This window comes from Variovorax sp. GrIS 2.14, assembly GCF_046115955.1.
GTDB lineage: Bacteria > Pseudomonadota > Gammaproteobacteria > Burkholderiales > Burkholderiaceae_C > Variovorax.
Genome location: NZ_JBJXIA010000043.1, coordinates 1 through 12,026 on the forward strand (window position 1 = coordinate 1; position 12,026 = coordinate 12,026).

Below are 12,026 nucleotides of genomic sequence, written 5' to 3' on the forward strand. Positions count from 1 at the left end.
GTGGCCACGCTGCCTGCTCAACTGTGGCAATCCTTGACTTGGGATCGTGGCAAGGAACTGTCCGACCATGCACGGTTCACCATCGAGTCCGGAGTGCGCGTCTTCTTCGCCGATCCGCGTAGCCCATGGCAGCGCGACACGAACGAGAACACGAACGGACTACTGCGCCAATACTTCCCCAAAGGAACCGACCTGTCTCGCTGGAACGAGCAAGAGATTCAAGCTGTGGCCCGGACCTTGAACAACAGGCCACGCAAAACGCTGGGTTGGAAGACACCGGCTGAGACCTTGAACGAGTATCTAAAATCCGTTCGACAACCCGGTGTTGCAACAACCGGTTGAATCCGCCCAATATGCAAGCGACGCGCATCGAGCCCTGCTCACCAAGCACGGGCTGGTCGGCAGCATGAGTCGCAAGGGAAATTGTTGGGACAATTCAGTCATGGAGCGCTTCTTCCTGAACCTGAAGATGGAGCGGATCTGGCAGCGAGATTACGCCATTCATGCCCAAGCCATGAGCGACATTGCCGACTACATCGTCAGCTTCTACAACAGCGTGCGGCTACACTCCGCACTGGGCAACTTGCCACCCAATGCCTTCGAGCAGAAATCGGCAATCAATCAACCTATCGATGTGTCCGAAATAACTTGACCGGGACAGCTTCTCTATGATCGACGAAAGTTACCGGTCTAGCACCTGACGATCCACGAGACCTCATAACGCAGCTGTCTTTTGATTGACGCTTCGGCCGCTGCAATCAATACGACAAGCCTGGGACGGATCGTGCACGATTTTTAATATTGAGCTGTTGACTCCGACTGAAGGTATGCCTCCGGTCAGGATCTGGAACTCCGAAATGTCAGTGAGCCATTTCTCATTGGGAGCAGCAGCGGTGAAGTCGCGGTTGACGAGATCTTCTGGCGCCGGACTGATCTCTCCCAAGTGTGCTATTCCTGTGAGCTGGCGAGCCAGATTCGTTCGCCGACCAAGGTATGTAAGCCTTCAGGTCGACTCCGCGAGCTGTTCGAGAATCGCAGGATTTTCAAGGGTCGAAGTGTCTTGTGTAATTTCTTCTCCCTTTGCCACCGATCTGAGCAGTCGCCGCATGATCTTGCCGCTGCGCGTCTTTGGCAAGTTGTCGCCGAATCGAATGTCCTTGGGTTTGGCAATCGGGCCGATCTGTTTGCCAACCCAGTCGCGCAGTAATTTTGCAATGGCCTTGGCTTCCTCGCCGGTCGGACGCGAGCGTTTGAGCACGACAAAGGCACAGATCGCCTCGCCCGTCGTGTCATCGGGTCGTCCGACTACCGCGGCCTCGGCCACCAGATCGGTGCACGACACCAGTGCAGACTCGATTTCCATCGTGCCCATACGATGTCCGGACACGTTGAGCACGTCATCCATGCGACCGGTAATGGTGAAGTTGCCTGTCGTCGCATCGCGAATGGCACCGTCACCCGCCAAGTAGTAACGCCCTTGGAAGTCTTCCGGGTAGTAACTTTTCCTGAAGCGCTCGGGGTCGCCCCAAATGGTACGAATCATGGCCGGCCAAGGCTTCTTGATCACCAGAATGCCGGCAGTGCCGTTGGGCACATCGTGGCCGGCTTCGTCCACCACCGCGGCAGCAATGCCGGGAAACGGCAGGCTACAGGACCCCGGTACCAGCGTCGCGGCGCCGGGCAGGGGTGTGATCATGTGACCACCGGTCTCGGTCTGCCAGAAGGTGTCGACGATGGGGCAACGGCCCCCACCGATGTGCATGTGGTACCACTCCCAAGCGGCCGGATTAATCGGCTCACCTACCGAACCCAGAATGCGCAGGCTGGTCAAGTCGTAGCGATCCGGGTGTACCGCGGCATTGCCTTCAACCGCCTTGATCAGCGAACGAATCGCAGTCGGCGCGGTGTAGAAAATCGACACCTTGTGGTCCTCGATCATCTTCCAGAAACGCCCAGCGTCTGGGTAGGTTGGAATACTCTCGAAGACGATCTCCGTGCCACCGAGCGCCAGCGGACCGTACGTAATGTAGGTGTGGCCGGTAACCCAGCCGATGTCGGCCGTGCACCAGAAAATGTCCTCAGGCTTCAGGTCGAAGGTCCATTTGGTCGTGAGCGCAGCGTGCAACAGGTAGCCCCCAGTCGAGTGCTGTACGCCCTTCGGCTTGCCAGTCGAGCCCGAGGTGTAGAGCAGAAACAGCGGGTGCTCGGCGCCCACCCATTCAGGTTCGCAGGTAACGGGCTGTGCGTCCATCTCGTCGTGCAGCCAGTGGTCGCGTTCGGTGCGCCAAGCTATGTTGTTTCCGGTGCGCCGGTAGACAAACACGTTCTTCACCGATTCGCAGCCTTCGAGCGCCAGCGCCTCGTCGACGATCGCTTTGAGTGGGAGTTGCTTGCCGCCGCGCAACTGCTGGTCTGCTGTGATCACTAGGACGGCACCGGTGTCGGAGATGCGGTCGCGGAGGCTCTGCGCGGAGAAACCGCCAAAAATCACCGTGTGGATGGCGCCGATGCGCGCACAGGCCTGCATCGCAATGACGCCTTCGATCGACATGCCCAAATAGATCGCAACGCGATCCCCGCGCCCGACACCGCGTGCCCGCAGGGCATTGGCGAGTTGGCAAGTGCGTGCAAGCAGCGCGCTGTAGCTGATGCGAGTAACTTGTGCGTCGTCGGCCTCGAAGATGATCGCCACTTTGGCGCCCAGGCCCGCCTCGACCTGGCGGTCAAGGCAGTTGTATGACGCGTTGAGCGTTCCATCCTCGAACCACTTGAAGAACGGCGCGTCGCTCGCGTCCAGGACTTTGGTGAACGGGGTGTGCCAAGTCAGCATTTCATTCGCCTGGCGCGCCCAGAAAGCTTCGTGATCGGCTTCTGCTTCTGCCACCAGCGCGGCATACGCTGCCGGCCCGGCGACGTGCGCAGTGCGTGCCAGTTCGGCGGGCGGCGGATAGACCACTGGTTGAACGGTGGCGTCGCTTTGAACGGTGTTGGTTGTCATCTGAATTGCCTTTAAGTGGTCAATGACCCGACGCGCCGAACGCACCATAGCCGGTCTCCGAGCGCACTTGCTGGGCGCCGAAAGCCGCGCGTTCTTTTGCCGCTTGTGGGCTGCGGTCGAGCAACGAAACGATCCAGATGCCGACAAAGCCGATCGTCATCGAGAACAGGGCCGGTGATGTGTACGGAAACAGCGCTGAGCCCACGGGGTGGCCCAAGGTGGACTCCCACACCGAGGGCGAGACGATGGTCAGCCCCACCGAAGAAATCAGACCCAGGAAGCCACCCACCACAGCGCCGCGCGTCGTGCAGTCTTTCCAAAGCACTGAGAGGAACAGCACAGGGAAGTTGGCCGAGGCGGCAACGGCAAACGCCAGCGACACCATGAAGGCAATATTCTGCTTTTCGAACGCGATACCCAGCACGATGGCCACCAAACCGAGCGCGACCGTGGTGATGCGCGAGACCCGCAACTCCGATGCACTGTCGGCGTTGCCCTTCTTGTAAACCGTGGCGTACAGGTCGTGCGACACGGCCGAGGCACCCGACAGGGTCAGCCCGGCGACCACGGCAAGGATCGTTGCGAAGGCCACGGCCGAGATGAAGCCGTAGAAGACATTGCCGCCGACTGATTTGGCCACCAGCACGGCAGCCATGTTCGCGGTGCCCGCGCCGCCCCGGATGATGCCCTTAGCGGTATCGGCAAGCTCCGGATTGGTCAGCACCAGCGTGATGGCGCCGAAACCGATGATAAAAATAAGCAGGTAGAAATACCCGATCCAGGTGGTCGCCCAAAACACCGACTTTCGTGCTTCCTTTGCATCAGGCACCGTGAAGAAGCGCATCAGGATATGGGGCAGGCCCGCCGTGCCGAACATGAGCGCCATGCCAAAGGAGATCGCCGAGATTGGGTCCTTCACGAAGCCGCCCGGTGCCATGATCGACAGGCCGGTCTTAGCTGCCGCCTCGGACGAAGCGCCTCCATTGGCGGCAATGGCTGTCTTGACTTCCACCGCCTTGGCGAACAACAACTCGGGGCTGAAGTTGAACTGCGCGAGCACTGCGATCGCCATGAAGGTGACGCCCGACAGCAGCAGCACTGCCTTGATGATCTGCACCCACGTCGTGGCTGTCATTCCGCCAAACAGGACGTAGACCATCATGAGCGCGCCAACGATTACCACGGCCACCCAGTACTCGAGGCCGAACAGCAGCTTGATCAGCTGACCCGCGCCAACCATCTGCGCGATCAGGTAGAACGCGACGACCACCAGAGTGCCTGAGGCAGCAAAAGCACGGATGGGGGCCTGTTTGAAGCGATAGCCCGCTACGTCGGCAAAGGTGAACTTCCCCAGGTTGCGCAGGCGCTCGGCCATCATGAAAGTGATGAGCGGCCAGCCAACGAGGAACCCGATTGCGTAAATCAGGCCGTCGTAACCGGTCGCCATCACTGCAGCCGTGATGCCCAGAAATGAGGCGGCCGACATGAAGTCGCCGGCAATTGCTAAGCCGTTCTGAAACCCGGTGATGCCGCCGCCGGCGGTATAGAAGTCCGAAGCAGAGCGCGTCTTTGCAGCAGCCCATTTGGTGATCCAAAGGGTGAACGCGACGAACAGGGCGAACATGCCGATGGCCGTCCAGTTCGTTGGCTGTTTGGCCACGCTGCCCAGGTCCGGGCCGGCCGCCAGCACGGTGCTCGCCATAACGGTAGCCGCCACACCCGAGAAGATTCGAAAAAGGTTTTTCATTTGCAGGCGTCCTTCAGGATGCGCGAGGTGATCGCGTCGTACTCGCTATTTGCCCGTCGAACGTAGTACCCCACGATGACTACCGTAAAGACGATCACGGCGACACCGATTGGTATGCCCAGAGTCGTGACGCCGGCGCCTACGGGCCGGGCGAGAAATGCCTTGTCAAAGGCAATCAGTGCGATGTAACCGTAGTACACGATGAACATTGCAATCGTCAGTGTCCAGCCAAGCCGGTTGCGCTTCGAGCGCAGGACCCGATACTGAGGATGTGAGCGAATGCGCTCGATGTTGGGGTCCGTCTCGACATCAATGTCTGGCTTTAGCATGGTTTGTCTCTGTTATTAAATGTTGGGAAGTCGCAAAAGCATGTTTGTCCGTCGGCCCACCCGATGACTTCTGTCGTCGGCTATGAGCTGACCCATTGGCTGTGTGGCGGCACCGGTTGCCGTCCATACACTTTAAGAAAACCTTGTAGATTCAGCTCTTGATAAAGGCAAGGAGATCGCCGTTGAATTGGTCTTGATGCGTACTGGCAAGGCCATGGGGAGCACCTGGGTACACCTTCAAGACAGATCCCGAAACCAGTTTGGCTGACAGCAGCGCGGAGTCGGCAATCGGCACGATCTGGTCATCGTCGCCGTGCACGATCAGGGTGGGCACATTAATCTTTTTCAGGTCTTCCGTGAAGTCGGTTTCGGAAAATTGCTTGATGCAATCCAGTTCGGATTTCAGGGATCCCTGCATCCCCATCAGCCAGAACGAATCCTTCAGGCCCTGAGACACCTTGGCGCCGGGTCGGTTAGCGCCATAGAACGGAACCGTCAGGTCTTTGAAGAATTGGGAACGATCAGCGCGCACGCCCGCCCGAATGCCATCGAATACGTCTATCGTCAAGCCACCAGGATTAGCGTCCGTCTTGAGCATGATGGGCGGTACAGCGCCAAGCAGCACTGTCTTGGCCACACGTTTTGTGCCGTGGCGCCCGATGTAGCGGGCGACTTCGCCGCCGCCCGTAGAGTGACCCACCAAAATCACGCTGTTGAGGTCCAAGGTCTCGATCAGGGTGGACAGATCGTCGGCATAAGTGTCCATGTCGTTGCCGCTCCAGGGCTGGCCGGACCTTCCGTGCCCACGCCGGTCATGGGCAATGGTGCGGTAGCCACGTTCGCTCAGATAAACCATCTGAAGCTCCCAGGCATCTGCAGTCAGCGGCCATCCATGCGAGAACACAACCGGCTGGCCCGAGCCCCAGTCTTTGTAATAAATCTGCGTACCGTCCTTCGTGGTGATGATGTTGGCAGCGTGTTTTTCGCCGACGTGGAGACGCGAGCTCGCACTGGCTGAACGAGCTTTGTCGGTTGCAGCAGCGCCAACTGGCAGCGCAACAGCGGCGACAGCGGCAGCACCACCCAGGAGCAGGTTGCGTCGCGAAGAAATCGCGCTGGCGGGCGACTTTGATGAAGACATGATTTTCATTTCTTTCCGGTGATGGGTTGGACAACAGGGAGACTGGAAGTTGCGGCGCTGCCTGTCAAAGCCGCACGCAGTTTCTTAAGACTAAGCATGAGGGTCTGGCTTTCCGCAGGCGTGAACTGCGTGGCACAAGCTATCTTGTCTTTCACGACCTTTGCGCCATTGACCTGCTTGCGACCGACAGCTGTCAACGAGATCAGGACGGAGCGGTCATCAGCAGGATTACGTTCGCGCTTCACGAGCCCTAGCGTTGTCAGCTTGCGAACAACGGGCACCAGCGTCCCTGAATCAAGCGCAACTTGTTCTCCGAGCGAGCCTGCAGTCATTTCGCCGTGCTGCCACAGCGCGAGCATCACGACATATTGTGGATAGGTCAGCCCCATTGGAGTGAGCAACGGGCGGTACAGCTTGGTCATGGCGAGGGACGTGGCATAGAGCGTGAAGCACAGCTGCGCGTCCAGAAACAGTTCCTCAAACCCATCTCCGCGAGGTGAAGATTTCGAAAGGGAGACAGATTTTGAAGTGACCATAGGCGTTGCTGGTGGGGCTTAATTTCGAAGTAAACGCAGTCGCCTTAAGGTGCAACGTTTAGTGTTACTTGTATATTCCAAATTAGTATTGCATGCAATATTCTTTGGTGCAATAAAAATAGATGGGAATTTTCTATCTTGTTGCACTAACAGGCTGTTGAAGAACCAATAGTTGAACGATTCAGCGAGTCCCGGTCGCCATGTCGGGACCGTTCATACAGTGCCCCGATAGCGGAATCGGCGATCAACCGGGGCAGGAGTTACGCCATTGTTTCCCTGCACAGCTGCAATCAAGGCGCTTTGCGCTCTTTCTTCGTCCTTCATACTCCCGAAGCCGCAAGATTTCGCAACCGGGTGAGGTTGTAGGCGGCCATCGTCAGGGTAAACGCATGGTTCACCCTGTCCAGTCCCCTCGCCATCACCTGCCTCATCGGCCCGACCGTCTTGGCCCAGCCGAAGCACGGCTCGATGCACTTCCTTTTGCGTTGGCTGATCTCGTAGCCGATATGCCGAGTGGTCCGGCCATCGATGGCGCTGCCGCCGATGCGCGTGACGTTCTGTGCCACGTGCGGCGTGACGTCGATGTCGCGGCACGCCCGCACGAAGCCCCGTGTGTCGTAAGCCTTGTCAGCGCCAACAGTGATGTGCTGGCCTCGAACTTTGATCTCGTCGAGCATCGTGGCTGCCGCATCCCGCTTGGCGGTCCCCGTGGCCTTCGTGGTCTGCACGTTGACCACCAGTCCATGGCGGTTGTCCGTGGCAATGTGCCCGAAGAAGCTGGGCAGCGCCGGGGCAGCGCTGCTCTTGCGGTAGAGCTGCGAGTCGGGATCGGTCCTGGACGCTTGGGTCTCGTTGCTGCGCCGCTCGCCTCGCCAGTCCTCGGAGTCGCGGTCGTCGTCACTGACGTCCTTGCGACGCACGCTCTTGTGGCCGGCCCAGGCCTTGATCTGCGTGCCGTCGACGCTAAAGTGTTCGCCCGACAGCAGATCCCTGGCCTTGGCCATGTCGACCGTGGCGTTGAACAGCTCGATGACGACATCGTGCTGGATCATCCGGTCGCGGTTTTTGCTGAAGACCGAGTGGTTCCAAACGGCATCTTCGATCGACAGGCCGACGAACCAGCGAAACAGCAGGTTGTAGTTGATCTGCTCGACGAGCTGCCGCTCGCTGCGAACGCTGTAGAGCACCTGCAGCAGCATGGCTCGCACAAGCTTTTCGGGCGCAATGCTCGGGCGGCCTCCCTTGACGTCGGCCTCGTACATGGCAGAGAACCGTTCGTCCATCTTTGCGAGCGATTCGTTCATCCACGTGCGGATCGGTCGCAGCGGGTGGTTCGCCGGCACAAATTCCTCCAACTTCACCGTCGAGAACAAGCTCTCGTTGTAGCCGTCACTGCCTCGCATCGTCGTTCCTCAATCTGCTTGATACCGCAATTGTCGGGAAGACGTCGAGGTTCTTCAACAGCCTGTTAGAGCGCAATACACTAGCGCCACTGGGCTCGGAGCCGCTACCGTGACAGAACCCGCTTCTGGTGCGCGGGCGCACGGTCAAAGCAGCGGCCATGCTATCCAATGCGCGTTGCGATATCTCCATCGAGCGAGCAATCTCCAAGCGTACGCACGACAGTATCCCTCGCCTTGGTGCTTCAAAAGTTACTTTTGCGCCACTGATCAAAGCGCCCAACGTTTTACTGCGCTTCGCAGAGATCAAGGTTCGCTGCGGAACATTTCGATTGCACGAGCGATAGCGCTGAACTCTTCGCGGTTCACATCTGAGATCACCCAATGGCTCATTCCAGCGCGTGACCAGTGCGCTATCTGAAATCCCCTTTCTGCTGAGAACAAGATGGCGCTGTCAGCAGCAGGCGTGGGCCACACAAACGAGTTAACGACATGCTCGCCTTGTTGGTAGACCAATGCTGCAACCGGCCGACTGTCAAGATAGTCAACACGCCCGCCCAAAAATACCGAACCCGGCAGCAGCGATTCCGGCATGGGTGGCGAGAAGTCGAGCTTTAAAGACAGCCATGGCTTGACCTTGTGGTGGTCCGACGACGCCACATCGACAAGATGCTGGCTGAGGGTCGAGCGAACATGGCTCGCAACCACTTCCTCCCGAAGTCGGTCGTTCGGACTCAGTCCCCACCACGTCAGGTTCAAAGTCAAGACCGCCAACGACATCGCCGCGAACGAGACCAGCATCGGGCGCCAATCAAACCAATGTTGCACGATGCCCTTGCCAACCGACCAGCGTGTCGACAGGGGTGCCGACACCGGCACCATTGATTCGATGCGCTGCCGCAGCGCCTCTGGCGCGACATGGTAATCGGCAAGGTCACGCACGTTTTGGCGCAACTGCCGCAGCGCTGCCACCTCAACGCGCAGCCTGTCGTCACGCGCCATGCGCTCCTCGATTGCGCGCTGGTTAAGGGCATCGAGCTCGCCATCGACAAATGCGTTCAAGGTCTGTGGTTCGATTTCGGGTCTCATGGTATTGATTCACTCTGTCTTGACTTCGGCACGGCACCGAGCCGGGGCCATTCACTGGGCCGCAACGCCTGTTGCATCAGGCTGCGGGCGCGGGCCAGGCGCGACATCACCGTTCCGATCGGGATGTCCGCGATTCGCGCAATGTCCTTGTACGAGAAGTCCTCCAGTTCGCGCAGCACCAATACCTCGCGGTAGACGATGGGTAGCGCTGCGATCGCCTGATTGATCTGCAAGCGGTCAGCGTTACGCATCGCCATCGCCGGAGGCTCATCGGTGGCCGGCGCGGCAATCGCATGCAAGACCTCGTCGGCGTCTTCGAGCACGACGAGTTCGACCGGGCGGTTCTCCTTCAGCCACGAAAAACAGGTGTTTCGGACGATTTGCAGAAGCCACGCCCTTGCACTCTCACCGCGAAACCCGTCGATGAAACGAATTGCACGCATTGCAGCCTCCTGCATGACATCCTGTGCATCCTGGTCGTTGTGCGTTAACCATCGGGCGAGGTTCAAGCCCGCGTCCAAGTGCGGAAGAACCAGCAGCTCGAAGCGCCGGCGCTTCTCTTCATCCTTCATATCGGCCCCTTTTCATCAAGCTTGACTCCACCCGGCCAAACTTTATTCCCAATCCCGAGTAATTCGGTCGGATGTTGGCAGCAGTCGGGAATATCGAGCTTGGCTTCTCTGTCTAAGAGCTGTGCCTCTGCGGGAAATGCCGCCAGCACACCCTTACCGCTTACACAGGAGATCCCATGAATAGCTTTGACCGAAGACAATTTATGCACTTGGCCGGCATTGGCGGCGCAGTGTTCGCGTCCGGGCTTGGCGGTGTTGCAAATGCCGCCGACCCGATGACTGGCGCGGTCTATGACGATTTCTTCTTCGTCCAGTTGTCCGACAGCCACTGGGGCTTCGAAGGTGATGTTGCAAACCCCGATGCCACGGGCACGCTGCCCAAGGCTGTGGCCGCCGTGAATGCACTCTCGGTCGCCCCCGACTTCGTGATTTTTACCGGTGACCTGACCCACACCACCGATGACCCAAAGGAGCGCCGCAAGCGAATGGGCGAAGTGCGCGACATCGTGGCCGAGCTCAAAGTCAAGACCGTGCGCTTCATCCCAGGAGAGCACGATGCCTCGCTCGACAACGGCAAGGCATTCAAGGAGTTCTTTGGCGCGACGAACTACACCTTTGAGCATAAAGGCGTGCACTTCATCGTGCTCGACAACGTCAGCGATCCGGGTGCCAAGCTGGGCGACGAGCAACTCGCGTGGCTCGCCTCAGACCTCCAGCGCCAGGCCAACGACGCGCGCATCGTTGTCTTCGCGCACCGGCCGCTGTTCGATCTGTACCCGCAATGGGACTGGGCCACGCGCGACGGCGCGAAGGCCGTCGAATTGCTGATGCCGTATTCCAATGTGACGGTGTTTTACGGCCACATCCATCAGGAAAATCATCACATGACCGCGCACATCGCTCACCACTCGGCCAAGTCGCTCATCTTCGCGTTGCCGGTGGCGGGCTCGCAGCCGAAGCGCACGCCGGTACCGTGGGATCCCGCGCGGCCCTATCAGGGGCTGGGGTTTCGTGAGGTCGGAGCGCAAAAGAAGCCCAACGAGTACGCCATCACCGAATTTCCGGTCCAGAAAGCCTGACGCCATGAACATCGATACCAAGAGGCGGACCCTAGTGAACGCAGCTGGCGCACTGGCCCTCAGCTCGGTCGCGGTACTGGCGCTCTCCAAACCGAAAGAACGCATCATCAAAATCATCGCCAAGAAGTTCGAGTACGTGCCTAGCGAGATTCGAGTGAAGCAAGGTGAAACCGTGATGCTGCAGTTCACTGCACCCGAAGTGCCGATGGGCTTCAGCCTGCCCGACTTCGCCGTGCGCGCCGACATCATGCCCGGCAAGGTCACGACGTTGCGTTTGACGCCTGACAAGACCGGTAGCTTTGCGTTTCTGTGCGATGTGTTTTGCGGCACGGGACACGAAGATATGAACGGCATGCTGATCGTTTCCTGAGCCGGCTGCCTCGCACAACGCAACAGCGAATTCACAAGGTAGCGACAAATGAATCAAGTTCAGATTGGTTCTCTTTCGCGACGGGTCGCCTTGCAACGCGGACTCGGAGCGATCACGGGCGTGGCGCTCGTCGGCATCGCAGGATCTTCGGCTTGGGCGGCCGATCCCAAGCTTGCTAAAACAGCGGTGCAATACGTGGATGCCGGCAAAGACGAAGGCAAGGACTGCAATAACTGCGCGCAGTTCTTGCCTGGCAAGACCGAGAAGGACAACGGCACTTGTCCGGGTTGACGCCAGACATGACGTGCTTGATGGCGCCGTCTTTTCCTGACGCGTCCATCGCCTGAAAAATTAGCAACACAGCATGACTGTTGGCGGCGTACAGAAGTTGCTGCAACGCGCTCAGTTGCGCGACATGGTCGGCCAGAAGTCGCTGATACCCCCCCCTTAAAAAGCGCTGTTCTGAACGATGAGAAAAAATGAGCCAGCAGGTAGCGAACTGTAACCACACCGTCCTCTGTTCTCAAAAGCGACCGACGACCGCACGCGCTCGGTCTCTCGATTCGGAGTCGATTCGGAACCTCGATGGCCAAAATTGACGCGCGCACTCTTGCATCTTTTTTTAAGCATGTATGGCAACAGTACTTAGGGAGACGCTGATTTATTGATAGATCCCGGCACGCCTCGTGCATGCACCGAGAGCATCAAATTTCGAGGGCAACGGACATGAACCAACGCAGCCTTGCCAGCGCCGAGTACGCATTG

At 58.8% G+C, this 12,026-nt stretch carries 14 protein-coding genes and 1 pseudogene; 5 read left to right on the forward strand and 10 right to left on the reverse strand.

Annotation, left to right across the window (positions count from 1 at the left end; all coding sequences use genetic code 11):
* Together RCH10_RS26170 and RCH10_RS26175 are read left to right on the forward strand one after the other, a co-directional pair.
* Positions 1–342 (forward strand): IS30 family transposase (locus RCH10_RS26170; protein ID WP_409054648.1); only part of this gene is annotated, 342 nt, incomplete at its 5' end.
* Between the two features lie 4 nt (positions 343–346).
* Positions 347–652, forward strand: a pseudogene (locus RCH10_RS26175) (integrase core domain-containing protein); the annotation flags it as partial.
* A gap of 63 nt (positions 653–715) precedes the next feature.
* Here RCH10_RS26175 and RCH10_RS26180 read toward each other — a convergent pair.
* The 9 genes from RCH10_RS26180 to RCH10_RS26220 form a co-directional block, all read right to left on the reverse strand.
* Positions 716–943: a hypothetical protein gene (locus RCH10_RS26180; RefSeq protein ID WP_409054649.1), complete on the reverse strand. Its 228-nt coding sequence runs from the start codon at positions 941–943 to the stop codon at positions 716–718.
* A 60-nt stretch (positions 944–1,003) separates the two neighbouring features.
* Entirely contained in the window at positions 1,004–2,998 is a 1,995-nt protein-coding gene (gene acs, locus RCH10_RS26185) for an acetate--CoA ligase (protein WP_409054650.1), read from the reverse strand.
* Between the two features lie 19 nt (positions 2,999–3,017).
* A complete protein-coding gene (locus RCH10_RS26190; RefSeq protein ID WP_323499513.1) occupies positions 3,018–4,745 on the reverse strand; it encodes a cation acetate symporter in 1,728 nt (575 codons plus the stop codon).
* Complete coding sequence (locus RCH10_RS26195; protein ID WP_409054651.1) at positions 4,742–5,074, reverse strand: DUF485 domain-containing protein; 333 nt, start codon at positions 5,072–5,074, stop codon at positions 4,742–4,744. The genes RCH10_RS26190 and RCH10_RS26195 overlap by 4 nt, the downstream gene beginning before the upstream one ends.
* Positions 5,075–5,225: 151 nt before the next feature.
* Complete coding sequence (locus RCH10_RS26200) at positions 5,226–6,224, reverse strand: alpha/beta fold hydrolase (RefSeq protein WP_409054652.1); 999 nt, start codon at positions 6,222–6,224, stop codon at positions 5,226–5,228.
* Positions 6,221–6,637, reverse strand: a complete 417-nt coding sequence (locus tag RCH10_RS26205; RefSeq protein ID WP_409054653.1) for a MarR family winged helix-turn-helix transcriptional regulator — start codon at positions 6,635–6,637, stop codon at positions 6,221–6,223. The genes RCH10_RS26200 and RCH10_RS26205 overlap by 4 nt, the downstream gene beginning before the upstream one ends.
* A 434-nt stretch (positions 6,638–7,071) precedes the next feature.
* The gene (locus RCH10_RS26210; protein ID WP_409054654.1) at positions 7,072–8,154 is read right to left on the reverse strand and encodes an IS5 family transposase; all 1,083 of its coding nucleotides are present in this window, start codon (positions 8,152–8,154) and stop codon (positions 7,072–7,074) included.
* Between the two features lie 303 nt (positions 8,155–8,457).
* A complete protein-coding gene (locus RCH10_RS26215) occupies positions 8,458–9,240 on the reverse strand; it encodes an anti-sigma factor family protein (RefSeq protein ID WP_409054655.1) in 783 nt (260 codons plus the stop codon).
* The gene (locus tag RCH10_RS26220; protein WP_409054656.1) at positions 9,237–9,812 is read right to left on the reverse strand and encodes a sigma-70 family RNA polymerase sigma factor; all 576 of its coding nucleotides are present in this window, start codon (positions 9,810–9,812) and stop codon (positions 9,237–9,239) included. Before RCH10_RS26220 ends, RCH10_RS26215 begins: the two co-directional genes overlap by 4 nt.
* Before the next feature lie 176 nt (positions 9,813–9,988).
* Here RCH10_RS26220 and RCH10_RS26225 point away from each other — a divergent pair, with 176 nt between their 5' ends.
* Genes RCH10_RS26225 through RCH10_RS26235 form a run of 3 tightly spaced genes read left to right on the forward strand, consistent with a single transcriptional unit; the run spans position 9,989 to position 11,552 of the window.
* The gene (locus RCH10_RS26225; RefSeq protein ID WP_409054657.1) at positions 9,989–10,891 is read left to right on the forward strand and encodes a metallophosphoesterase family protein; all 903 of its coding nucleotides are present in this window, start codon (positions 9,989–9,991) and stop codon (positions 10,889–10,891) included.
* Between the two features lie 4 nt (positions 10,892–10,895).
* Positions 10,896–11,261, forward strand: a complete 366-nt coding sequence (locus tag RCH10_RS26230) for a cupredoxin domain-containing protein (protein ID WP_409054658.1) — start codon at positions 10,896–10,898, stop codon at positions 11,259–11,261.
* Positions 11,262–11,309: 48 nt separating this feature from the next.
* Positions 11,310–11,552, forward strand: a complete 243-nt coding sequence (locus tag RCH10_RS26235) for a hypothetical protein (protein ID WP_409054660.1) — start codon at positions 11,310–11,312, stop codon at positions 11,550–11,552.
* Here the strand turns inward: RCH10_RS26235 and RCH10_RS26240 are convergent.
* Entirely contained in the window at positions 11,437–11,772 is a 336-nt protein-coding gene (locus RCH10_RS26240; RefSeq protein WP_409054659.1) for a hypothetical protein, read from the reverse strand. The two genes, RCH10_RS26235 and RCH10_RS26240, sit on opposite strands and share 116 nt — an antisense overlap.
* Positions 11,773–12,026 lie beyond the last annotated feature (254 nt).